Below are 24,907 nucleotides of genomic sequence, written 5' to 3' on the forward strand. Positions count from 1 at the left end.
GCAATTTTGCAGCCTGGCGATTTTTTTGCGCGGACGCCGGTGCAATGTGAAACGCCAGGGAGCAAGGAGTCGCCCGTTGTTTCCCTTGCTGTTTTGTTCCCCAACTCTGCACCTGCGGTTGCGCCCTCTCTTTCCCTATGATGTTTTGACTGGTTTTGCTGTACTTATTTACTGGAATTATCCCAAAAACACTACATGCGTTCTCTCTTACTTTCACTGGTTTTACTACCAGGATTGGCCTACAGCCAAATGCTGGAACTAGACACCAACTACGACGCCGAGCGCCTCGTAAAGGAAGTCTTTGCCTCCGGCGAGTGCGAAACGATCTTCAACATCCGCCGCATCGGTGCAAACCCCGAGGGAATTGGTTTTTTCTCCGGGCCGGACACCATCGTGGGCTTCAACCGGGGCATTATTCTGTCAACGGGAAAAATCACGGATGCCGCAGGCCCTAATTCCGACACTAACGTTGGTAGTGAGCTGGAAGGCCTTACGCCGGACCCTGACCTCAGCCTGGCTTCCACCGGGGATATCTACGACCGCAGCGGGATAGAATTCGACTTTATCCCCCTGCAGCCTACGGTTACTTTTCGCTACGTTTTTGCTTCTGAGGAATACTGTGAGTTTGTTGACGAGGCTTTCAACGATATTTTCGGGTTCTTTATCAGCGGACCCGGCATCAGCGGTCGTTTTGATAACGATGCCATTAACGTGGCCAGAGTACCGGGCACTAACCGCCCGGTGAGCATCAACAACGTGAACTACGCCCGGAACTCCAACTTTTATCTGGACAATGAATTTCCCACCGTCCGGCAAGTAGCCAGTTGTGGCGGCGGCAGCGGTACCGGGCCGCGTTTTGACCTGATTGAGTATGACGGGCAGACCGTCATTCTTACCGCAACCGTGGAGTTGGAGCTTTGCCAAACTTACCACATCCGGCTGTTGGTCGGTGATGTGCAGGACAGCGACCTGGACTCGGCGGTATTTCTCGAAGCAGGCAGCTTCGACCTCGGGGGCAGTGTCAGCCTGGAAGGAGACGGTGATTCTACCGGAACGACCGTGGTTTATGAAGGCTGCGCACCCACCAATTTCCGGGTACAGCGCGGTGAAGACAGCAACCCGGCCCGACCGCAGACGATTGCTTACCGGATAGGAGCTAACTCCACGGCAGAAGAAGGGCTCGACTTTACCGCGGGCAGCGGTCAGGTCATAATCCCTGCAGGGGAGACCTTCGCCGAAATTCCGCTGGTTGCTTTTGCTGACGGAGTCACCGAAGGCCGGGAAAACGTCTGGCTCTACCTGGATATTCCCTGTGCCTGCTACACCGATTCCATCGAGCTGTTTATTGACGAACCCGAGCCCCTGATTGTCGGGCTGGACGAAGCCTACTACTGCCCCAATGAAACGGCCGTTCTCAACCCGGAAGTAAGCGGCGGTGCGCCGCCCTACGACTATCGCTGGAGCTTTGGCAGCAGCGATCCGATGCCCGAGCTAACTCCGCCACTACCTACCTCCATCCAACTACGGGTAACGGATGCCTGCGGACAGATGATTGACCGGTCTATCGCCACCTTCAGTAGCGTTCCTCCGGCGCTGAGTTTGCCTCCTCAGAATTTGATCGGTTGCCGGAATGAGGCGCAGTCAATTACCGTTGATCTGCAGGGCAATGCGCCGATCACCCTAACCTATACCTTAAATAACGGGCCGGCTGAAACGATCAGCTTCGCCGATAATGGCCGGCAGGCCTGGCCGATTGACCGGGGAGGGGACTACCGCATCGTCACAGTAGAAGATCGGGCCTGCCAAATTAGCGTAGACGAAAGCCTGCGCGCAGATTTTTTTCAGCCCGCCATTAACCCACGCCTCGTTAACCCCAGCTGTGCGAACTTAAACGACGGTAGCATCAGTGTTACTCATTTGCCAACCGTGCCTCCTTATCGATACGAATGGTCAGGGGTTACCCCTAACGGGCTAACGGTAGAGAACCTGCCCGCCGGAAATTATTCCCTGCGCGTGACGGACGCCCTGGGCTGCTGGGATGAGCGTAGCCTGAATCTTCGGGACCCGGATGCGTTAACGCCGGTTCTCATCAGTTGTACTGACGTTCGTCGCCCGCCGCTGATGCCTTCGGCGGGCGGTGGCCGCCCGCCCTATGAGTACAGTATCGATGGCATAAACTACTTCGGGGCCGAGGGCTTTGATCAACTGGAAGTAGGGCGTTACTATCCATTGCGCATCCGGGATGCATCGGGCTGTGCTATCGAACAGGACGATTTCTTCTGGCCGGAAGCGACGCGGAGACCGGTACGCCTGCCTACGTTTGTGCCCCAGGAACTGGCGGGTAGTGCTAAGGTGGAACCGGACTTACGGGTGCCGCCCGATCAGATAGCGGCGTACAGCTGGTATCCGGCAGCGTTATTTGACTGTGCTACTTGTCCGACACCAACTGTAAGTGCACCCCGTAGCCAGACGATCAGTCTGGTCGTTGATAATATCTATGGTTGCCGGGACAGCCTGGTGACTTTTGTAGCCGTTGACGGCCGGGTGCCGGTCTACGTTCCAAATGTGTTTACCCCGAACGGAGATGGCACGAACGATTACGTGGCCATTTACGCCAGCCCGCTGCAAGTGGAAAGAATTCTGTCCTTTAAACTCTTCACCCGTTGGGGGGAGCAGGTGTGGGAAGATGAAGACTTTGCCCCCAACGATGGCCGCCGTGGGTGGGATGGTTACCTGAATGGCCGCCTTGGCAGTGCGGCTGCTTACGTCTGGGTGGCGGAAGTCCGACTGACGACGGGAGAGCTGCAATCAGAATCCGGGACGGTGGTGCTGATGCGATGAGGAAAAGGCCATTCCTGGGAATTATCCTATTTTACCCACCCAATGGAAAGACTCCGCGATATAAACCTGTTTGAATTAGAGATGATGAGTGTTAATCTCTATCAGGTAGTGCTTATTGCATTGGCGCTTCTGGGCGTATTTGTTCTGGGGTGGTTACTGTTAGAAAAGCTCTTGCCCCTGTATTTTCATCGGGAAACAACTTCCGAACAAAATCATGGGCGCACCCGGCGCGTAATACGCTTCGTATTGGTGAGCTTTTTTCTGATGAGCGTGCTGCGGATTCTGGAAATTGACTTTACTTTCTTTGACGGAATAATACAAAGAGACTACAATTGCGATGACTGCCCGCCGGTCTATTTTACGGTTCGGATCAGCACTATTGTGAAAGCCCTGGTGGCCTTCATTATCGCTAATGTACTTGACCTGATTCTTGAAGAATTTCTGACCCAGCGCTATCATCGTTCGGGGCAGGTTAGTAGCACAACGGGAGGGGCGACTGCTCAGCCTATTGCCGGAGACCGGTTTAAATCCGCCCGCCCCTTGATGTATACACTGGCGCTGCTCTTCGTTGCGCAGGACACGGGAGCGGCCAAATTCGTATTCCATAAGTTCAATGAAGGGCTGAGCGGAGAGGTCGCCCTGACCTTGGGCCGGATTTTATATGCGATTGCCATCTTTTTTGTGGTGAAACTGGTGCTTAATATTTTTACGACCCTGATTATGCGGAGTTACTACTCCCGTAGTAAGATCGATTCGGGGAGCCAGTTTGCCATTAACCGACTGCTGACTTATTTCGCTTATCTCATTGGCGTTTTACTGGTCATTCAGGCAGCGGGCTTCAACCTGGTCGTCATCTGGACGGGGGCGGCGGCACTGTTGGTCGGCATTGGTATTGGTCTGCAGCAGACCTTCAATGACCTGATTTGTGGCGTCATCATACTCTTCGAAAGATCCGTGAAAGTGGGAGACGTCGTAGAGCTGTCTGGCCATCAGGTAGGCACCGTCCGTAAAATCGGCACGCGTACAAGCGTGCTGGAAACCCGGGACGACATCATCATCTTCGTGCCCAACTCTAAGCTCATCGGGGAAAACGTGACCAACTGGAGCCAGGTAGAACGAAAAGCACGATTTCACGTCAAAGTTGGTGTCGCCTATGGTTCCGATACCGAACTGGTGAAAAACCTCCTGCTGGAGGTGGCCAAAGATCACCCGCGTGTGCTGGACTCTCCACGGCCAATCGTCCGGCTGCTGGACTTTGGAGATTCTTCCCTTGATTTTGATCTCATCTTCTGGACGCGGGACTTCGTCCGCGTCGAAGATACCCGCAGTGATCTTCGCTTCGCCATTGACGCAGCTTTCCGGGCGCGTAAGGTGGAAATACCCTTCCCTCAGCGGGATGTGTGGATGCGGAGCCCCACAAGGGAAGGGGAATTGCCGGAGGAAGGATAATTCTCTCTTTGCTGCCGACTGAAGTCGGTGCTGTGTTACGAAGCTCTGCGAGCTACTCTTCCTGTACTACAGCCCTTACCTTTGAGCTAGTGCCAGCAACAAATAATGACTTCGCGGACCGTGATCCAGTAACCGGAGACCCCGTCTCCGAACCCTCAATAGTGACGTCCCCCGTGACTTTTTATCTGCACGATCACCTGGGTAATACTCGCGTCACCTTCCGGGCCGATAGCCCTTCTGATATCGCCATTGAATACGCCGCCGACTATTACCCCTACGGCAAAATTCTCCGCGAATACCGCCCCTGCCACCCCAACCGCTACCTCTCCACCCACCACGAACGAGACGCCGAAACCGGATACGACAACCGCGGCGCGCGCTTGTATGATAGTGAGTTGGGACGGTTCTTGGGGGTGGATCCGTTGGCTTCTAAGTTCCCGGGATGGTCACCCTTTAATTATGTGGTTGGGAATCCAAATAGCTTAATCGATCCGGATGGCAGAATGCCTTCGGGGCCAGGTGATCCACCTTCTAAAACTCGTTTAAATTTCGAGTTGAAACTGGGCTTTGGTGGCACTTTCGGTGGAGAAGTCGAAGTATTTGGAATGAAGGTCGGGTTCTTAGCCGATTTTGGTACGAAACAAACAGTTCTTTCTATGGATGGCCTTACAACTGAAAGAACAAGCGGAGCTGAAGTCGATATCGGGGTTCTAGGAGTAGGTTATGAATCAGTTGAAGATCACTCTAAGATGGATTGGGATGGAAACAGTGGCGCACCAGCGCAGGACTATGATGGCGAAAACAAGAGTACTTCAAAATTCACGTAACATGAGAGTTGTAGTCGATACCGTTAGAGAAATACCATCCAAAGTGAAAAGGTATAGAAAAATTAGCATGACAACTTCACAAGGTCCACAAATACAATTTTCCCCAGCTCATCCATTTTGGGTTGTTGGGAAGGGGTGGAGTGTATTCGATACAGAAGAAGCTTTATCAGAGTTAGTCTTTAGTGTTCAAGCAATGAGGGTAGGTGATACCCTCTTAGTTTATGAGAAAGGGGAACTAGTACCTGTTACAATTATGAAAATTGTTGATACTGGTGAGTGGGTCGAAATGTACAATGTCGAAAGTGTAGAGCGCTATCATTCTTTTTTTGCAAATAACATATTAGTTCACAACAAAAGACTATAATGAATTTGATTGTCAGACGGGCATTAGCTCTTTTTATAGACGCAGCAATTGTGGGCATGCTACTAAGTCCAGCAGCATTTTTGATTAGCTACTTTAGTTTAGAGTCGAGCGGAGGTGTTTTTTTTACTTTGGTAGGCGCAATGATGTTTATCTTCAAAGACTTCTATTCTTCTGATGGATCCGTAGGGAAGAAATATTCAGGAATAAAATTGTCTTTTAATGCCTCCTTGGATAAGGGAGAAACTAATTACTGTAGATTGATCCGAAATCTCCCCCTTTTTCTATGGCCATTAGAAGGTTTAATTGCGGTTGTAAACAATGGTAAACGGCTAGGTGATATTTTAGGAAAATCTAAGGTGACTTTAAAGTCTCTCCAAATGGATTAAGCCACATGCCCATCAAACTTAGCCTTAAAAATCAGTGCATCGATCACGTGTAGCACCTGATCCCGTGCCGCCTCCGGCATAGCGGCGATCCCTTCCAATCTAGAAACCATTTTAGTGTCCTTGATGGCCATCGGGGAGTTGCCAGCGAGATAATCCAAACTTACATCGAGTTCCTTAGCGATCTTGGCGGCCACTTCTATTGAAGGGGTCATCTCATCACGTTCGTAGCGACCAACAATAGCACTGGATGTACCGAGTAAGTCAGCAAATTCAGTGCGGGAAAGGCTTTTATCCTTTCTGGCTTGAGTCATTTTGTCGGCGAACGTTATACGAAAAAGTGCTTTCTGATATATAAGTTTAAGTCTTCCCCCAATGAATAGCTACCCACAGGCGCCTTAGCACTTACCGGGAAGCGGCAAATGGACGAGGCTAGCCCAAACGCCTTTCCCCTTTTATCAAATGTCGTCGCCTGGAGAGTAAGATTCTTAGGATGCTAAAAGCTGCCAACTGAAGTCGGTGCTGTGTTACGAAGCTCTGCGAGCTACTCTTCCTGTACTACAGCCCTTACCTTTGAGCTAGTGCCAGCAACAAATAATGACTTCGCGGACCGTGATCCAGTAACTGGAGACCCCATCTCCGAACCATCACCAGTGACGTCCCCCGTGACTTTCTATCTGCACGATCACCTGGGTAATACTCGCGTCACCTTCCGGGCCGATAGCCCTTCTGATATCGCCATTGAATATGCCGCCGACTACTACCCCTACGGTAAAATTCTCCGCGAATACCGCCCCTGCTCCCCCAACCGCTACCTCTCCACACACCACGAACGAGACGCCGAGACCGGATACGACAACCGCGGCGCGCGCTTGTATGATAGTGAGTTGGGACGGTTCTTGGGTGTGGATCCGCTGGCCTCTAAGTTCTCGGGATGGTCGCCTTATAATTATGTGATGGGGAATCCGATTTCTTTGGTGGATCCCGATGGGATGGCTGCATCTGATCCTCCAATACATGAAGCTTTTGCTTTTATGGTCGCTCAGCGAAATTCCACGAGTGAGATGAATATTGCTCTTTCTCGTACTCATACGAAGACTTCTTTTTCCGGAGGCCGTAAGATTACGGAGACAAGAACTAGCCAACAGTTATTACGGACTAACGATAGAGGTGAAATACTCGAATTTTCCTCTACTTGGACAAAAAGTATTGAGACCGAAGAAATTAAATTTCCCAATAGTCGAACCACGAAAACAGAACAAGGGTCTAGTACTGATTTTAGCTCAGATGGCGATCTTCAGCTTAAGCAAGCTGTCCGAATTATAGAGGGGATTCACAATGAAGGTTCGAAGCAAGGGGGACAAGAGTCTGTTCTAAATATTGTTGGAATGTCTAATAATCCAGTAGGCAGCAGAGGCGATGCTGCTAAGGCTGTTGCAACTGCAATAGTGAGAAAGACGGCTCATCCTGTTATTTCTACAGTTTTTTCAATGCTAGTGTCTGCAAATGGAGGGAGTGACGGATTTAATCTTAGTAATACAGCTGTATTAGTAGATGAGCACATGAAAACAGGCTCTCCTGTGTATGGAGTTGAAGGGAGTCAATACCAAAGTCGCCCAGCTGTAAGTGAAAGAGATGGTGCTTTACATGATTCAAATATCAATGTATATGAAGATAAAGATTAAATTTAGGAAAATAGCAACTTTAACTTGTCTAGTGTTTTTTGCTTTGATTTCTTGTACTTCCATAGACTATACAAATGTTCAACGGGAGGATAGAATCGAGGTCGAACTTAGAGCAGATAGTGTTTTGATAGTAACTGATTGTAATACGATTAAATATGGATTGCCCGAACATATTAATTATCACATATTTTTTCCCCAAGGATTTGATCAAAACACCCTGCATTTTGCAAACGAATGCTTTTACGAATTTATTAGTAGCAGTGAGATTCTTGTTGACTTTGGGAGTTTAAAGAATATGCATTCTTATGTACTGTTTGACATAGTGAATGGGCAGGGGGCTTTTTTCTACTTTACTGATATGAATACATACGACGGTAGGTACTGGTTTAAATATGGGGCTTTGACTAAGACTAATGAAGCAAGCGTAGAATATAATTTAAAAAAGAATAATTTGGAATTGAATATCGAAGCTAAGTTCAGTAGGCCAATATTTAAAAAAGACGATTTGGATATGTCTGATTCACTTGGCGATGTGCTACACACGATCTCTGGCTGTACAACTTGTGTCAATAGTGATTCAACGGTTAAAAGAGTTGTTAATGCAGAAATGGATTATTTAGTAAAGCATAGAGGAGCAATTAAAGATGAACCAAATTTTAGAAGAGAGTTACTTGAAAGATTGAATAAAGACAATTTCTATAATCTTCTTTACTAAGCCTAACTTCAATTTTGCAGGAGCTGTTGTAAGGGTCTCGTGACTGCTAGGAAACATTGTACACTTCCCAATCCGACCTACCGTGAGTTAGTAGAAGTAAATCCTTAATTTGACCCCTTTTATCAAATATCGTCGCGGGGAGCGTAAGATTCTTAGGATGCTAAAAGTATTACCAAAATACCTCCTAAAAATCCTCCCTTCTTATCCTAAGAATCCAACTCCCCCGGGATGTTACCAAAAGTGCGGCTTTCCTCTTTTTCCAACCAATAGATTCACTTCGTGGCTACTACGCGGTAGAATTAATAAAATTAGATAGAATTAATAGGATTCAAGCCTCACCTCATCCTGAATCCTAAAAATTCTACCCCTAATCCCATTAATCCTAATCCCCTTTACCCCTTCCCCCTTTTCCCTTTTTTCTACTCCACCCCCATCACATCCACCCACCCCAAATCCCCCGGCCGGTGGTGCCCCATGTCATCACTCACGACGCCACCTTCGCCCTTCCAGACGAGGTAGAGGTCAGCGGCCGTGCGCGTGCCGGCGGGTAGGGGTAGGCGCACCCGCTCCGTCTCGTTCCAACCTTCGGTCGGGGAGGTTTTGGTTTGGGCGAGGAGCTCACCTTCCGGACTGCCGTAGCGCAGCTCCAGCTCGCCGGGAGCGTTAGCGTGCAGGTCGAAGGTGAAGGCGCGTAGCCCGCTCAGGTCGATATCCGCCAGGCGCATCCAGCCGCCGGGGCGGAAGCTGACGACTTTGAAGGCCATATTTTGCCCGCTGCCGGGCACGGCAGCGCGGTAAAGACCGTCGTGGGCGTGCTCGGCTTCCAGGCGGGTGGGGCGCAGCACTACGGTCCGTTGGCCGGTCAGCGGCGGCGTGCTTTTGCCGCCGTTGTCGCGGTAGCTGGCCGCCAGCACGTAGCTGCCGCTGCCGTCGCCCGGGCGCACCGCGCCCGCCAGCGGCAGGCCGCCGTTGTTCAGGCTCAGGATGTAGCCAACCATCGTCTCGGCGTCAGACTGGCTCAGGGCCGGGTGGCCGCTCATCAGCCGTTCGCCCCAGTTACCGTTGCCACCTTTGATGACCTTGCCGGCCAGCATCGTGATGTTCGCTGGCGTGTCTTCATAGCGTTCGGCGACGGCCAGGTAGGCCGGGCCTACGTTCTCCGCCCGTTCCTTATGGCAGGTGTAGCAATCACTGCCTTCGATCAGAGAGGCACCTGCGGAGTAGGCCAAGTCGCCACTCGGCAGCTGGGCTTCGCCCCGCCGCAGGCCGTCGGCCAGTTGGGGATCTTCGACCCAGGTGGCGTTGACCAACACTTTCGACTCGTCAAGCTTACCGGCAGCCCGGTCTTCCGGGTCGCTAACGGAGGCGGTATAGGTCAGCTGATTCCGGCCCGGCAGCAGGAAGGATCGGTTGCCGTTCAGGGCCAGCGTCAGCTCCGGGCGGGCGTTGCCCACCGCCAGTACCGTGCTGGATTCGGAGGTGCTACCCGCCAGGTCGCTCACTTCCAGGCGGAGAGAATGGCTGCCCGCCTGGGTAATCATCGGGGAGTACTCCATCGTTTCCGCCATCAGCTTACCGTCCAGAAACCAGCGGTAACTCAGGCTGTCCTCCGGGTCGGGGTCGCTGCTGCCCGCAGCGGAGAGGGTAGGGCGGAAGGGGATGCCGCCGGCCGTTTCGTCGGCCAGCAAATTCGCCACCGGCGGACGGTTTTTAGCCGAATAGCTAATCCGAATCAGCCGCGCGTCCGGGTTGTTCAGGAAGTAATCGTTGCCGTATTCGAGCAGGTAGATGGAGCCGTCCGGGCCGAACTTGAAGTCGATCGGCTTCGAGATGGTCAGCTCCGGCAGGAAGTCTTCCATCTGCACGATCTCCTGCCGGGCGGAGTCGAGCGTAACCACCTTGATCCAACTCCGCGCCCACTCGTAGATGAACCACTTGCCGTGGTAATATTCCGGCAGGGCGCTGTTGGTGATCGGCACAAGGTTATCTTTATCAAAAAACGGACCGGCCATCGCCGAGCGGCTGCCCTGACCGAGGACGGGGAACTCCTCACTCGGTCCGTAAGGATACCAGATAAAGGCTGGTCGCGCTGGTGGCAAATTGCGGGCACCGTAATTGTTTGGTGAGGCGTTCACGGGAGCATCGGGGTTGAAGGGCGCGCCGACTTCGTCCGTCGCAAAGTCCCGCTCATTGAAGGCATAGTTGTCGCCCACGAAATAGGGCCAGCCGAAATTGCCGGCCGTTCGTGCCTGGTTCCACTCATCGTAGCTCTCGGGGCCGTACTTGCCGGGCTGACCGACGTCGGGGCCCACGTCTCCCCAGTAGAGATAATTCGTCCACGGATCGATGGCAATGCGGAAGGGATTGCGGCAGCCCATGGTGTAAATTTCGGGGCGGCCGCCTTCGCCGTCCGCGAAGAGATTGCCTTCGGGGATTTCGTAAGTGCCATCGGGCATCGGCCGGATGCGTAGAATTTTTCCGCGCAGGTCGGCGGTGTTTCCGCTCGACTTCTGGGCGTCGAAGGGGCCACGGCCGGGGCGCTCATCGAGTGGGCTGTAGCCGTCGCTTTCCTTACTGCTGGTGTTGTCTCCGGTGCTGAGATAGAGCAGTCCGTTACGGTCGAATTCCAGTCCACCGCCGCTGTGGCAACACTTGTCGCGCTGTACGGTAACGCGCAGCATCACGACTTCACTGGCGGTGTCGATCACGCCGTTTTTGTAGTCGAAGCGACTCAGCAGTTGGTCCAGTGAATCACAGGGCGCGGGCGTGTAGTAGAGGTAAATCCAGTCGTTATCCTGCCCGTAGCCGGGGTCGAGTGCCAGGCCGTGCAGCCCGTCTTCGTAGTTGCCTTCAATGCAAACATCAAAATCGTGTACAAGCCGGGTGCTTCCCTTGCTCCAGAGCTTCATTTTGCCGCGGCGTTCCAGGAACAGGACGCTGCCGTTGGGCAGCACTTCCATTTCCATGGGCTCGTAGATGTTGTCGTCCAGTACCTGCATTTGAAAGCGGTCGTCTTTCGGGGCGGAGAGGGGCAATTGGGGCGCGGACGCAGGTGCAGGGGGAAGCTCGGCGGTAAAAAAAGTCTGCATCTCCGGGCTTTTGTCCGCTACGGCGAGCACCTGCCCGTTGCCCAGCGTGGAGCTTGGTGGCGCAGCGGAGCGAGCGCTTTCGTACCAGGCCCAGGCGTAGGGTACCGCCGGGCGCTCATCAATGATGAGCAGTCGGCCACCGCTCATCACGAATCGCTCGACCGATGTCCGGCGGTGTGCCGTCAGGCTGTCATAGTCCGGCCGCAGCAGGGTGAGGTTACGGTATTGAAAGAGGCTGTCTTCCTCCAGCATTCGGTAAGCCGCTACGTTGGAGGGCTTGCCCATCGCCTGCCGCAAAGCCTCCAGTGGCCCGCTGTTCGCTTCTCCTACAAGCAACACCGGGCCGTCGGCCGGTAGCGCGATCAGCTCTTTCATGGCGCCATCGTCACAACTGCTCAGCAATAGAATAAAGGGAAGTAGGAGTAAAAGCCTGGCCATCGGGGAGTATATCTGTATGATCGAAAAACGAAGGGTAAGATACTAGCAAATTCCGGTTGAGGCACTGAAGATTTGTGCTAAGCGACGGAGTGCCGCTGTTATCATCATCACCAGTTGCCTCCGGTTGAAGAGCTCCGCTCCGAAAGCACGAGGCGCAAGCCGAGAAAGCGTATAAAGCAACAAAAGACAGGCGGGGTAGTGCCTCCTTGCCATTCGGCAACCAAAGCATTTGGTCAGAGAGTCTACCGCACATACCCGCTCCGGGAGCCTGCGGCCCCGGTCGCGTTCGGAGCGGAGCTCCTCAACCGGAGCTTACCCGCTCCGATAAGGTGCTTTATAAAACTTATTGCTTCGTCATGGGCTCCAACTTCTCACTCTTAAGCCCTTTTTAACACTGCTGCCCAACACCTTCCTTTTTCCGTTGTCATTGAGGAAACGGTAGTTGTATCCCCATAAAAGGGCGTCTTTGTGGGCTAAACTCCGTAACAATCGCTGAATTGTCTATCTTTATGACGTTAAAGCAGATTGTGATTCCTGCTCCCATCGAAGTGACTACAGTGCATTATATACGTCAGGCTTTATGGGAAAGGAGTACTACTGCTTTTTCAAAATGGCCTACGGAAATCAACTTTCCCGCAGGTCAACTATGAACCACTACATGTTTTAGCTCCGACGACCGATTACGGAGTTTGCCTATCTACCGATTTTTGACTTCCCATAATCCCGACTATGTTCTGCAACTTTACATCAGGTATTCTACTCATTCTATTCTCCTTAGTGTCTGTTTCGCTCTCCGCGCAGGAGCAGTTGATCTGGCCGGGTGATGTTAATGATAACGGACAGGTTAACGGCGCGGATATGCTCTACTGGGCCCGCGCGTACGGTGTCCGTGGCTTCGAGCGACCCGACGCAACTACCGACTGGGTCGGGCAAAAGATGGGTACGCCCTGGGACCTCAAATTCCCTGACGAACGAAACCTGGCCTACGCCGATATGGATGGTGACGGTCGCATCTCTGGTTTCGACCTCCCCGTGCTCTTTCAAAACCAACACCGCACCCGCGTCAGCGCCCAAACGGATGACGCCTACGAACTTCCCGATACCTCGGCGAACTACGATGCGAAACTTCTCCTGGTCCCCGCTGGTGTCGAACTCACCGCAACGGGTACTTTCCTCAATTTCGAGGTGCAGCTTACCGGCCGGGATTCGAGCTTCGACCGCTTCCATGGCATCAGCTTTTACGCTTCTTTCTCCGATGGACTTTTCAAAGACTATTCCTACGGAGAAGAAACGAGCGCCGAAGCTGCCCTGAGCGGCGGGAAAGCCATGCTGAACTGGTTGACCGTAGACAGTAGCGCACAAATCATCAATTATACCCTCACGGCCATCCACCACCGCGCCCTGCGCGCTGATGGCATCATCGGTCGAGTGGCGATTCCGTTCTCTCCTGGCTTTAATATTGACCAGCTGGACACTGCCGCCGTGGTTATTGACAGCATCGTGCTGCATGACCCCTCCATGAATTCCTACCGGGTGGCGACTGATCCCATTGTGCTGTCCGGAGATACGGGTTGTTCGCTCACCGTCAGCCCCGTCTGCGGAAACGACGGCCGCACCTACCTGAACAGTTGTTTTGCGGAGGCCGCCGGTATTACGGTTTACACCGCCGGTGCCTGCTGGAACCCCGGTCTGGATCCCTTCGCCATGAATCCGGACGCTAACTGTCCTTCTTCCTATGAGCCGGTCTGTGGTTTCAATGGCGTTACCTATGCCAACGCCTGTGCTGCCGAGGCTGCCGGAGTTACCAATTACAGTGTTGGCGTCTGTAACCCCAGCGACCTTTCCTGTTACGATCCCACGCTGATTGCCATCAGCAGTGGTACGAGCGTTAACCAGGACAACGGAATTATCAGTTTTTACTGCGACAATGCCAGCGGCCCGGTTTGTGGCTGTGACGGCCAGCAATACCCCAGCGCCTGTGCAGCGGAAGCTTCCGGTGTCCGGAGCTACGTCAGTGGTGGTTGTGGTGACGGCTGTGTGGATCCCACTATGATCGGGATAGCGGAAGACTGTGGAACTACTCCAGACTATGTCTGTGGTTGTAACGACGAGACTTACATCAACGCCTGTTTCGCTGAGGCGGCCGGTGTGATGAACTACACCTCCGGGCCCTGTAACGGTGCTTCCGGCTGGTGTAATGAGGCAACGGTAATTAGCTGTGGCGATTACCTGCCGAACGAAACGACCATTGGTGCCGGTAACCAGATTACGGATTACCCCGGTGCCACCAGCGTTCGTATGCAGGGTACGGACCGGGTATACGTTTTTGAAAAGACCTCCGCAGGTGACCTGCAGATTGGCCTTGAGATCATGACTCCCGGCCTGAACATGGATATCTTCCTGCTCACCGGAGACTGCAGTAATTACCAGGTCGTGGGCCACAGTACTACTTCTAACTCTCAAACGAATAATGAGGGTATCGTGCTGGAAGATGCGCCTAACGGTACCTACTACATCATTGTGGACGCACCTTATGCTGGTCCTGGTGGCGATTACCGCCTGGAACTCAGCTGTGGTTACCTCGATTGTAGCGAGCGTGTTCCCCTGAGCTGTGGCGTTACTTATAATGGTACCAACGCTGGCGGTACGGACGATGTGAGTACGTACACTTGCGGGCCTCAGCTCAACGTAGAAAATAACGGTCCGGAGATCGTCCACACTTTTACCATCACGGAAGAAGGCCCGGTCAGCATCCACCTGACTGGAATGACGGCCAACCTGGAGCTCTTCCTGCTCAGCGAATGTAGCCGGCGGTCTTGCCTCACGTTCAGCCAGAACTCCGGCACCAATAATGAAAGAATTGATATTGCCTGGTTGCCAGCGGGTACCTATTATGTGGTAGTTGACGGGTACAATGGTGCCATCTCCAACTACTCCCTCCGGGTAGACTGTGAAGCCAGCTGTGCGCTGGAAACACAAATCCTGAGCCAGTCCGGTACGGCCTGCGGGCAAAGCGGTGGCTCCATCCAGCTCAGCGTTACGGGTGGCAGCCCGACTTATACGGCTCACTACGTCGGGCCGGTTTGTCGCACGGCGACCAGCTACGATGGCCACTTTACTTTCGCTAACCTCCCTCCCGGAACGTACACGACCTGGATCGAAGACGCTAACGGCTGTGAAACGGAACTCGTCTTCACCATCACCGCCGGAGACGGCGGCCTGGATGCCACCTTTACTCCCATCGACGCAGGTTGTGGTGAGGAAGGCAGTATTCGGGTCAACATGACCAACCCGGGAACGGCTCCTTACACCGTTTACCTGAGTGGCCGGATCAATACTACGCTTACGACCAGCCGGACCAGCTTCGGCATTTCCCCGCTGCCTACAGGCCAGTATACGGTGGCCATCGCGGATGCTTCCGGTTGTAGCGTATCCAGAACACTGACCGTTGGTCAGTCCAACGGCAACCTCGACGTAACGGTCAGCAGCGAACCCGTTGGCTGTGACGGTAGCCTCGGCGAAATCGTGGTCGATACCGATAGTGGTACGCTTCCCTACACTGTTCGTCTGGCAACTGGCCCGGTCACGGGTGCTCAGGTGGTAAACGGCTATGATTTCCGGATTCACGATCTGCCCGCCGGGCAATACAGCTTCATCCTCACGGACGCTACCGGCTGTAGCTTCGAGCAGCAGGTTGTTGTTGGTAACAGTGAGCTGGAAGCAACGGTATCCGCCACACCCGCAAACTGTGGTGTTGCGGGCGCCGCCCGGGTCAACGTCAGCACGGGAACAGCTCCCTACACCATTAACTACAGTGGCCCGACCTCGGGAACCGTAACGGCTGACGAGGCCGTGACCGTGATCAACGGCCTGGCCTCCGGTACTTACACTTTCTCCATCTGGAGTGCGGATGGCTGTGATGCTTCCGAAACCGTTTTCGTTGATGACAACGGCGGCAGCCTCGGCTTCACCGTTACCCAGATGACGGCCGCCTGTGGCGACAACAATTCTGATCTTCAACTGATCGTCAGTGGCGGAACACCGAACTACAGCGTCAGCTGGACGGGAACTTTCTCCGGTACCGCTGATGTAGGCGGCAACGGCGTTGCGACGGTAGATCTGCCACCGGGCAACTACACCTTCGTCGCTACCGATTTCGGCGGCTGTACGGCTACCCGGGAAATAAACATCAACGGTGGCCTTTCGGGCGCCAACCAACAGAGCTTCGTGTTTGGTGCCGGCTGTGGTCAGGTGGATAATATTCGTACCCTGCTCAATGGCGGAGAAGCACCCTTCGATGTAGTGGTGACCGCCGCCAGCTGTCCTGATCAGAACCAGAGCTTCCGCGTCTTTGAGAATACTTTCGATCTGATGGGGCTGCCCAACTGCGATTATACCATTCAGGTAACCGACGCTGCGGGCTGTCAGAGCACCCGGCAGGTTACCGTAGATGTAGACCCTGACGCAGACATTCTGGTATTGTCTACCGACGGAGGCTCCTGTGGAGGTACCGGCGCGATCGACCTGGATATCACCGCTGGTGATACGCCTTACTTCATTGAATGGACCGGCCCGGAGAGTGGCAACGTCAACCTCGTTTCTCAGGAGTACCGGGTCACGGATCTGCCCGCCGGAACCTACACCTTTACCCTGACGAACAACGATGGTTGTGAAGACACGCAAACCATTACCCTCAATAACGACGGTAGCCTGGAGGTCATCTCCAGCGTGGTAGCGGATGATTGTGGCCGTCCGGATCAAATCTGGAACGACATCGAAGGTGGCTCCGGCCCCTATGACGTACAGGTTACCCGCGTATGTGGGGAAGAAGAAAGCCCCGTGACGGTAGAAATGTCTGGCAACGGATTTGAGATCGTCGGCCTGCAGCCTTGCTGCTATGAGATGGTCGTTACGGATGCCAACGGCTGTAGTACCACTACGACGGTTTGTGTGGAGGCTTATAATTTCTTCAACGTTATTCCTAATGACGGAGTCTGTGGTCAGGACGGTGGCGTTGTAGTAGAAATAATGAACAGCAACGCCGTAGGGCCTTTCAGCGTAAGCTACCGCGGACCGGAATCAGCGGACCTGACGACCAACGGTACTACCTTCGAACTGGACGATCTAACGCCCGGGCAGTACACCTTCACCGTTACCGATGCCAACGGTTGTATGGAAACGGAGACGGTGATGATCGATGATATCCCCAGCGATCTCAGCCTAAGCACCGCAGTTATCAACAATGATTGCGGCCAATACAACCAACTCTGGAATGATGTGATTGGCGGAGTGCTACCCTACAGCGTAGTGGTGACCCGCCTCTGTGACGGCGCCATCGATACCAGCTTCAGCCTGAATGTTTCCGGCTTTGAGCTGGAGGACCTCGACGAATGTTGCTACGAAGTAAAAGTTACCGATGCCCTTGGCTGTATGGTGACAACGGAAAGCTGTGTGGAAGACGAGTCTCCGGAGCTGTTCACGCCAACGCCCGTAAGCGGCCCCTGTGGACAAGACGGTCGTATCGATCTTGACTTTACCCGGGGTACGACGCCTTATCAGGTGACGTATACCGGCCCGATTTCCGGAGACAATACCGTAAACGGCAACGCACTTTCCATCAACGACGCACCCGCAGGTACCTATACTTTCACGGTGACGGATGCCGCCGGTTGTACGGAAACCGAAAGTGTTACCGTAGTGGCTACCACCAGTGACCTGGTACTGACCGCCGCACTGATCTACAATGAGTGTGGACAGTACAACCAGATTTGGGTCGACATTTTCAACGGTACCGGACCTTACTCCATCGAAGTTGTCCGCCTCTGTGACGGAACGACGATGACGGACTTTGTAACCGGAGACCTGGGCTTCGAACTCATGGACCTGCCTCCCTGTGATTATAAAATCATCGTCACCGACGCAGCGGGCTGTATGCACATGGACGTCATTACCGTCTTCCCCGCTCCGGTCAACCTGTTCGATATCGACTTCGGCTCCGGCGAGTGTAATGAACTGGGTTTCTTCTCCCTCGATATCGTTCGTGGCACAGCCCCCTTCACCATCACTTATGAAGGCCCCGTATCCGGTAGCTTTGAAACCGATGACACGGACTACGCCCGTGGCGATTTGCCCAGCGGAGACTATACCGTCTTCGTAACGGACAGCATCGGTTGTATTGAAACGGCGCAGTTCACGATCAATAATACGACGACGGACCTCGACCTCGTCACCTCCCTGATCTTCAACGACTGTAATCAACTCAACCAACTCTGGAGTGATATCAACGGCGGTGTACCTCCCTTCAACGTAGAGGTTACCCGACTGTGTGATAATACAGTAGATACCACCTTCACCCTCAGTGAACGAATCTTTGAGCTGGTTAACCGGGAACCCTGTGAGTATAAACTCAAAGTGACCGACGCAACTGGCTGCATGGATATGGAAACCATCAACGTACAGTCTTCTTCGGCTAACCTCTTTGACGTTACGATTGATAACAGCTGTGACAGTAGTGGCTTCCACCTCGACTTCATCGGCGGCAATGGCCCGTACCGCGTCGTACTGGCTGGTCCGTTATCCGATCAGTTTTTGGACGTGATGGACGAACTCTACATTGCCGCTCCTCCCGGAGACTACATGATCCGCGCCTTCAGCGCAGATGGTTGCTCTGAGATGAACTTCAACGGTGTCGTTGGTGGCGGAACGGGCGACCTGCCCTTCGTCGGCTTCAACGCCGAAGTGAATGGATTAACCGCTACGCTGGTGAATAATTCCGGATCGGGAGCTGTCAGCTGGGATTTTGGCGATGGAAACACTTCCGATGAGCCTAACCCTCTACACGTTTACGCTACCGGAGGAACGTACAACGTTTGCCTGACGATAACCAATGAGTGTGGCGATGCGACCTTCTGCCAGGAGGTTGAAGCAATCGCTTCGGATAATGTACAGATCATCGTCGGTAGCGCTACCAGCTTCGGCGGCAACTCCGTATCGGTGCCGGTCTCCATCCAGGGAATGGAAAACCTGGCGACGATCTCCGGTACCTTTGAACTCGTTGATGGAAACGTAGCGACCATGACCCACGTCAGCGCCGGCGCCATCCTGCCGCAGTTCAACACGAGCAACAACAGCTTCACCTTCGTCGCCAACGGCTCCGAAGGAATCGATCTGGAGGGTAACGTCAATGTCTTGTTCTACCTGCACTTCGATCTTGGTATGTCAACGGGTAGTTCAGACATTATGCTGGCCGAAGGTCCCGTCAGCCTTGAGGTAAGCGCGATCCAGAATGGTGTGCCCGTACTGGTGCCAACGACCTACATTCCCGGCTTCGTAACCGTAGCGGACAATGTATTAGGTAACATCAGCTCCATGGCCTATAACCTGGATGATGAGACCATTGAACCGGTCATCTTCGAATTGTCAGAGCCTAACGGTAGCTACATCTTTGAACTGCCGGATAATGCAGACGGCATCGCCTCAACGCCCGCAGGCCTGCTGATGGGACGGATGTACTACCTGGAGCCGGTGAAGAACACCGATCCGCGTAACGGTTTGTCGTCTTTCGAAATCTTCCTCGGCCAGCGTCTCCTGCTGGGCTACGAAGTACCGCAGATTGTAGACCCGCGCCAGATTCTTTCCCTTGACGCTAACTGCAGCCAGAGCTTCACTAACCTGGACCTCTACCTGCTGCAACGACTGCTGATTGACGACCTGGAAGAAGTGCCCGGTTGTAATAGCTGGACCTTCATCCCTGATTCGCACGAGTTCCCCGCTGACTGGAACCAGAATAACGTCTTCCCCGCGCCGCGCCGCGCGGAAGTCGTGCTGGAAAGCGATTCAATGGTGATGTTTACCGGCGTCAAAATCGGTGACCTCATCGGTGATGCTGACCCCGGTCGTAGCACCGGCGAACTGGCACTTGAGCTGGCGCTTCCCGAAAATCCGCAAGTAGGGGAGACCTACACGCTACGCCTTGATCTGGCCGATGCGCAGGAGCTGGTTTCCTTCCAGGGTGGCCTGCAGTTGGCGGACGGACTGGAGCTCGTAAGCGTTGCCGGAGCAAGCCTTCCTGAACTGGTGATCGGCGATCGCCTGAGCGAACGTGGCCAACTCCTACTGAGCTGGTTTAGCGAAACGGGAGAGGCGCAGGCGCTCACCGCAGGTGCAAGCCTGGTTGAAGTAGCCGTGCGCGTCACGGACCGCTTCCGCTCCACGGACGCCTGGCTAAGCTTCGACCCCAACGCCATGGACGCTGCGGCGCACAACGCTACCGCCAGCCGCCTGATTCCAACGATCAATGAGATGGCTCCCGCAGTAGCGACTTCGGCCTTCCGCCTCTACCCGGCGGTGCCTAACCCAGCGGCAGACTTCACCGATCTCCGCTTCGACCTGCCGGAGGCAGGTGCTACCGAGCTCCTCCTCTTCGACGCTCTCGGCCGGCAGATCGCCCGCCGCCTCCAGAACCTGGACGCTGGCAGCCAGTCGCTCCGCCTCGACACCCGGGCGCTGCCCGCCGGAACCTACCACTATCAACTGCGCGCAGCCGGTGAGCTGGGGAGCGGTAAGCTGGTGGTACGGAGATAGACGGTAGTATTGTAGTCGGTAGTAATGTAGGCCCGTCACATAGGTAAGTGTGACGGGCCTGCGTTGTTAGTCTCCGGTTGAGGAGCTCCGCTCCGAAAAGCCAGCCGTTTAAAGCGTGAGTGAAATAGAAGTGCAATTGAAGGTCGCCCTACCCAAGGCCCATTCTCTCATTCCTCCATTCCCTCATTCTCTTCCTCCTCCACCAAGTACTCCACCTCACTCAACAATTCCTCCCGTAAATATTCCCGTGCCACGCGGTTGACGTCTTCGACGGTAACGGAGAGGTAGCGGTCCAGTTCGGTATTGATCATCTCCGGCTGCCCGAGTGAAGCGTAGAACGCCAGCTCCGTGGCCCGGCTGACCACACTAATGGTTTTGTAGTGGTTAGACTGCTCCAGGCGGTTGATCACTTTGTCCAGTTGTTCCTGACTTACACCGTTCTCTTTCATCTCACGGATGGTGGAGAAGAGCGCCGCACGGGCGTCAGCGTAGTCAGCGTCCTCGGCGGGGCGGGCGTCGATGAGAATGGCTCCGGAGTCCAGGCTATCGTTGTGACTGGCGGAGACTTCGGCGAAGAGATCGCCGTCGCGAACAAGCCGGCGATAGAGCAGGCTGGACCGGCCGGTGCCCAGCAGGAAACAGAGAATGTCGATGGCCGGGAAGTCAGGATGTAACCGTCCGGGAGTGCGGAAGTTGAGGTAAATGACGGGGCTGGGAACATCAGCCCTCACGGTTTTGCGGCGGGTTTCTTTTTGCTCGGGCTCCACGGGGAGTTCCGGGCGTAGATGATCCGGCGAAGAGGCGGGGATGTCCGCAAACCACTCCGCTATTTGCTCGCGGATGCGATCGGGCTGGAACCCGCCAGCGACGCTCAGCACGGCGTTGTCCGGGCGGTAATAGCGGTAGAAGAAGTCCTTCACGTCCGCCAAAGTAGCTTCCTCGATGTGTTCGAATTTTTCACCAATGACCGGCCAGCGGTAGGGGTGGACTTTATAAACCAGCTCATTGAGGTGGTGGTAAAGATCACCGTAGGGCTCCTCCAGACAGGTTTCTTTGAATTCTTCGACGACAACCTTTTTCTGCGTCTTCAGCGATTTCTCGCTGAAGAGGAGTTGCCGCATCCGGTCGCTCTCCAGCCATAGGGCGGTTTCCAGGTTAGCGGCGGGAAGCGTCTCGTGGTAGAGCGTGTAATCTGCGCTGGTGAAAGCATTATTCTCGCCGCCGGCGAGTTGTAGGGCATCGTCGAAGTCCGGCACGTTTTCGCTGCCGGCGAACATGAGGTGCTCGAACAGGTGAGCGAAGCCCGTCCGCCCCGGCGGGTCATTACGGCTGCCTACTTTATAAAGAACATTGACGGCAACGACGGTCCGCTTGGGATCGTGATGTAGCACGACCGTCAGGCCGTTGTCAAGGGTATATGTTTCGTATTTGATCAAGGAGCGCAGGATTAATTTTCGGTACCGGACACCAAAGGGAAACCCATTGGCATCTGTATGGTTGCCGGAATACCCGAGACTATGCCCATTCATTGGTCCATCTTGCTATTTGTTCCATTTCTACTGTTTGGATGCAGTGGAGCGGAGCCCGTGATCATCATCTCCGATCTGGATTACGCTGAGATCGAAAATCATACCGGTTGGCACCTGCGTCTGCACGGAGATGGTAGCGGTAGTTTGCGACACGATCAATTGCCGGCGCACCATTTACACTTCCCTGTTGGGACCTTTGATCTTAGCCCCGCCCGGAGTTTGAGTCAGCGCTGCCGGGGCAATAAATCCGGGCCGGTTTGTACGGCTTTACGTTACCACGCGGCAATGGAAAATAAAATCAACGAATGCCGCTGCGTCTCCGGAAGCTGGACGACGGAGATGATGGAAAAAGCCATCGGGAGTATGCAAATGGCCGTGGATGCAGGCAGCAGTGAGCGAAGTTGCCGGATGCTGCGGCGGCAGTGGTTGGCGGCGAGGTAGTTTTGTGGTTCGGTGGTCTTGTAGGTTGCCGCATTTCGGAAAAACAGGGCGCGGTCGCAGGTGCAAAGAATTGATCTTTTGATAGCGATGGACCTTGTTGAGAAGAGTTATCTAAATACTTCCTGCATAGAAGTAGTCGTAGCTATAGAAATGACATGAGAACATATGTACCCTTTTTCTCTTTCTGAAAAAAACTCTTCAGTATCTATGTTCTCATCGAGATTGATGTAATACTTGTAGAGCTCATAATCCATCGAAAAGATCATTTTACCATTTGCATCTATGCCCGAGAGATTTCTGAGAGGAACTAAGCGATCAATCTGATTTCGTTTTTCATTAAACAGGTTGTATTCAAAGTAGATGGAGCTATTGTTCTTTGTGTCTACAAAAGCGTAGTATCTTTTCCCAATAGATGTAAAGGTGAAAACAATTATAGTTCCTTTCATGTATGCTTGCTCAATTACAAAGCTCTTTTTTGATTCGAGCAGCATCATACTGATTTCTTCATTTGTTAATGATCTAATTCTTTCAAGTTCTGTTTTTTCTATCCAAATTTCTTCTGGGAAATCAATACTTATTTTATTCAGTACCTTGTAGTTGTCGATAATGTATAAGTCGCTATTGATTAAATCTGTATAAAGAGTCAAGTTTTTTTTGTCAGTATAATGAAAGTTTTCAAAGTACATAATATTAGTCCCCATTCCTGGGACATTAACTAGATGGTTTAATTCTTCTATAGGTTTAAGTGATTCTTCATTTGTGTCGTAACTGTAAAGTAATGAAGGTAAGTTTGAATTGTTTTCGGAAAAATCAACCCGAGCTAATATCTTACTATGGTGAAAAGCTATATTTTTTAAACCAATACTAGATGGTGTTAGTTTTTTTTCTAGTAAATTAAATGAGTGGTCTAATAAATAAACGGAGGATGTGTATGTGTCTGTAAGGTATAGGCCACTATCATTGACTATAAAATCAGAAACACTGTATAATTTAAATTTGCCAACACTTCCATTGAGGAAACTCTTTAATTTTCCATCATAACTAAATTTGTATAAGAAAATGCCCAAATCTTTTTCTTGAAGAATATATATATTGTTATTGTATAGTCTTATTTTATCGATGCTATGCAAGTATTCAACATCACTGCTCAGATAAAGTGGGATGTGCTCGATGCTACTAATTACATCTTCGAGCTCCAATTTGTCAGAAAATGCAGCATTCGTTATGTTTGTTTTCATGCCAACTTCACGATTGTCTTGGCTGCAACTACTTAAGAGGAGCAGTGTCACTAAGATAGAAATGAAATTTTTCATAATAAGTAGAAAGCATCCCTCAATTTTTATATTGAGGGATGCAACTTTATTTTACTAATATTCTTGTCCAGGGCATGGTAATTGAAGAAAAGGTTGGCAAATACCTTCTCCAAAACCACAGCGTATGACAAAAGTGCCATCAGGGCACTTTTTAAGCCCATATTTTTTTGCAGGTACAGGAGGGCCAACTTGAATAGTCTGTGTTGATACTTGTGCGAAAGTAAACATAAACAAGATGGCTAATAAACTAATCCTAATTGAATGTTTTCTCATGATGGTGAGTTTGTTGAATATCAGTATTGATCTACCGATAATAGGTGAATAAATTTTATAAGTATCCTTTAGAGGTTGGATTTTTAATAGGGAACAATAGGACCGTTGAAAAACACAGTAAGTTGGTTTTTGTTTTTAAAAAAAAACACTACGGTGTTACATTGTAAAATGCCTCGAAGAGTAAAATTACTCTAGTTTTCTGTGCTTAACTAAGTAACTTTAAAATAAAGTTAAGGAGTAATGGTGAGATATCAAAATATACAATTTGTTAATTGCTATCCGTGCTACCATTGCCTTACCATAATATGAGTTGAGAATTGGAACCATACGTCTGACAGGTGAGTGAGAATATGGCTCACCTACTTCTTCACCCGCCCCGAGTTAGCCTTGATGAATCCTTCCCAACCGCTAAATTTTTTCCCGCCTCCGAGCCCCTTTGTCTGGTAATAATGGCACATGGCCGCCCCAAGGGCGTCGGTAGCATCATCGAGCACACGGGAAAGGTCCAACGCAAACTCATTTTGCAGCATGGCCGCTACCTGCTCTTTACTGGCATTACCGTTGCCGGCGATGGACTGTTTTATCTTTCGTGGAGCGTATTCCGTTACCTCAAGGCCCTGTCCCATGGCAGCGGCCATACAGACGCCCTGTGCGCGCCCCAGCTTGAGCATAGACTGTGGGTTTTTGCCAAAGAACGGACTCTCGATGGCCATCACGGATGGCTTGTGTGTGCCGATCACCTGGGTCAACCGCCGGTGAATAGTCGCAAGTCGCTCTGCATGGTCCGGGAATTTCGCCAGCTTTAGCGTTCCTAACTCAAGGATGCGCCGGGAGCGGGGGTGAATCTCCACTACCGCAAAGCCTAATACTACCGTTCCCGGGTCAACGCCGAGGATGCGGTAGACCGGTGTTTCTTTTTTAGTGGACTTGGGGGTGGGCAATGTTGTAGTTTTGTGCGGTAAACCCCTTCCCCAACT

The 24,907-nt window shown here is 52.5% G+C and carries 14 protein-coding genes and 2 pseudogenes; 10 read left to right on the plus strand and 6 right to left on the minus strand.

Going from position 1 to position 24,907, the window contains the following annotated elements:
- Nucleotides 1–249 precede the first annotated feature (249 nt).
- The 6 genes and pseudogenes from BM123_RS24865 to BM123_RS04240 all read left to right on the plus strand — a co-directional run.
- Nucleotides 250–1,947, plus strand: a pseudogene (locus tag BM123_RS24865) (choice-of-anchor L domain-containing protein); the annotation flags it as partial.
- A gap of 621 nt (nucleotides 1,948–2,568) precedes the next feature.
- Nucleotides 2,569–2,841 (plus strand): annotated as a pseudogene (locus BM123_RS24965) (T9SS type B sorting domain-containing protein); the annotation flags it as partial.
- Nucleotides 2,842–2,883: 42 nt separating this feature from the next.
- Nucleotides 2,884–4,290, plus strand: coding sequence for a mechanosensitive ion channel family protein (locus BM123_RS04225; RefSeq protein ID WP_090165620.1), 1,407 nt, complete (start codon nucleotides 2,884–2,886; stop codon nucleotides 4,288–4,290).
- An 89-nt stretch (nucleotides 4,291–4,379) separates the two neighbouring features.
- Nucleotides 4,380–5,117 (plus strand): RHS repeat-associated core domain-containing protein, encoded by a 738-nt coding sequence (locus tag BM123_RS04230; RefSeq protein ID WP_175489244.1) that lies wholly within the window; start codon nucleotides 4,380–4,382, stop codon nucleotides 5,115–5,117.
- Nucleotide 5,118: 1 nt separating this feature from the next.
- Nucleotides 5,119–5,481 (plus strand): hypothetical protein, encoded by a 363-nt coding sequence (locus tag BM123_RS04235; RefSeq protein WP_090165624.1) that lies wholly within the window; start codon nucleotides 5,119–5,121, stop codon nucleotides 5,479–5,481.
- A complete protein-coding gene (locus tag BM123_RS04240) occupies nucleotides 5,481–5,867 on the plus strand; it encodes an RDD family protein (RefSeq protein WP_090165626.1) in 387 nt (128 codons plus the stop codon). Before BM123_RS04235 ends, BM123_RS04240 begins: the two co-directional genes overlap by 1 nt.
- Here BM123_RS04240 and BM123_RS04245 read toward each other — a convergent pair.
- The gene (locus BM123_RS04245) at nucleotides 5,864–6,241 is read right to left on the minus strand and encodes a helix-turn-helix domain-containing protein (RefSeq protein WP_319922091.1); all 378 of its coding nucleotides are present in this window, start codon (nucleotides 6,239–6,241) and stop codon (nucleotides 5,864–5,866) included. The two genes, BM123_RS04240 and BM123_RS04245, sit on opposite strands and share 4 nt — an antisense overlap.
- Before the next feature lie 204 nt (nucleotides 6,242–6,445).
- Between BM123_RS04245 and BM123_RS04250 the strand changes: the two genes are divergently transcribed.
- Together BM123_RS04250 and BM123_RS04255 are read left to right on the plus strand one after the other, a co-directional pair.
- On the plus strand, nucleotides 6,446–7,549 hold the full coding sequence (locus tag BM123_RS04250) for an RHS repeat-associated core domain-containing protein (protein ID WP_175489246.1): 1,104 nt from the start codon (nucleotides 6,446–6,448) through the stop codon (nucleotides 7,547–7,549).
- Nucleotides 7,533–8,264, plus strand: coding sequence for a hypothetical protein (locus tag BM123_RS04255; RefSeq protein WP_139211754.1), 732 nt, complete (start codon nucleotides 7,533–7,535; stop codon nucleotides 8,262–8,264). The genes BM123_RS04250 and BM123_RS04255 overlap by 17 nt, the downstream gene beginning before the upstream one ends.
- 419 nt (nucleotides 8,265–8,683) lie before the next feature.
- Here BM123_RS04255 and BM123_RS04260 read toward each other — a convergent pair whose 3' ends face one another.
- Complete coding sequence (locus BM123_RS04260; protein ID WP_090165634.1) at nucleotides 8,684–11,791, minus strand: PQQ-dependent sugar dehydrogenase; 3,108 nt, start codon at nucleotides 11,789–11,791, stop codon at nucleotides 8,684–8,686.
- A 729-nt stretch (nucleotides 11,792–12,520) separates the two neighbouring features.
- On the opposite strand from BM123_RS04260, the gene BM123_RS04265 reads away from it, so the two are divergent.
- On the plus strand, nucleotides 12,521–20,374 hold the full coding sequence (locus BM123_RS04265) for a Kazal-type serine protease inhibitor domain-containing protein (RefSeq protein WP_090165636.1): 7,854 nt from the start codon (nucleotides 12,521–12,523) through the stop codon (nucleotides 20,372–20,374).
- 167 nt (nucleotides 20,375–20,541) lie between these two features.
- Here the strand turns inward: BM123_RS04265 and BM123_RS04270 are convergent, their stop codons facing one another.
- Complete coding sequence (locus BM123_RS04270; RefSeq protein ID WP_175489247.1) at nucleotides 20,542–21,810, minus strand: M16 family metallopeptidase; 1,269 nt, start codon at nucleotides 21,808–21,810, stop codon at nucleotides 20,542–20,544.
- An 81-nt stretch (nucleotides 21,811–21,891) separates the two neighbouring features.
- Between BM123_RS04270 and BM123_RS04275 the strand changes: the two genes are divergently transcribed.
- Nucleotides 21,892–22,344 carry a hypothetical protein gene (locus BM123_RS04275; RefSeq protein ID WP_139211755.1) on the plus strand — a complete coding sequence of 151 codons (453 nt, stop codon included), beginning with the start codon at nucleotides 21,892–21,894 and terminating at the stop codon, nucleotides 22,342–22,344.
- 107 nt (nucleotides 22,345–22,451) lie between these two features.
- Here BM123_RS04275 and BM123_RS04280 read toward each other — a convergent pair whose 3' ends face one another.
- The 3 genes from BM123_RS04280 to ruvC all read right to left on the minus strand — a co-directional run bounded on the left by BM123_RS04280 (nucleotide 22,452) and on the right by ruvC (nucleotide 24,871).
- Nucleotides 22,452–23,582 (minus strand): hypothetical protein, encoded by a 1,131-nt coding sequence (locus BM123_RS04280; protein ID WP_139211756.1) that lies wholly within the window; start codon nucleotides 23,580–23,582, stop codon nucleotides 22,452–22,454.
- 129 nt (nucleotides 23,583–23,711) lie between these two features.
- A complete protein-coding gene (locus tag BM123_RS23855; RefSeq protein WP_139211757.1) occupies nucleotides 23,712–23,930 on the minus strand; it encodes a hypothetical protein in 219 nt (72 codons plus the stop codon).
- A gap of 359 nt (nucleotides 23,931–24,289) precedes the next feature.
- The gene (gene ruvC / locus BM123_RS04285; protein ID WP_090165644.1) at nucleotides 24,290–24,871 is read right to left on the minus strand and encodes a crossover junction endodeoxyribonuclease RuvC; all 582 of its coding nucleotides are present in this window, start codon (nucleotides 24,869–24,871) and stop codon (nucleotides 24,290–24,292) included.
- Nucleotides 24,872–24,907 lie beyond the last annotated feature (36 nt).

Source organism: Neolewinella agarilytica (assembly GCF_900110645.1).
GTDB lineage: Bacteria > Bacteroidota > Bacteroidia > Chitinophagales > Saprospiraceae > Neolewinella > Neolewinella agarilytica.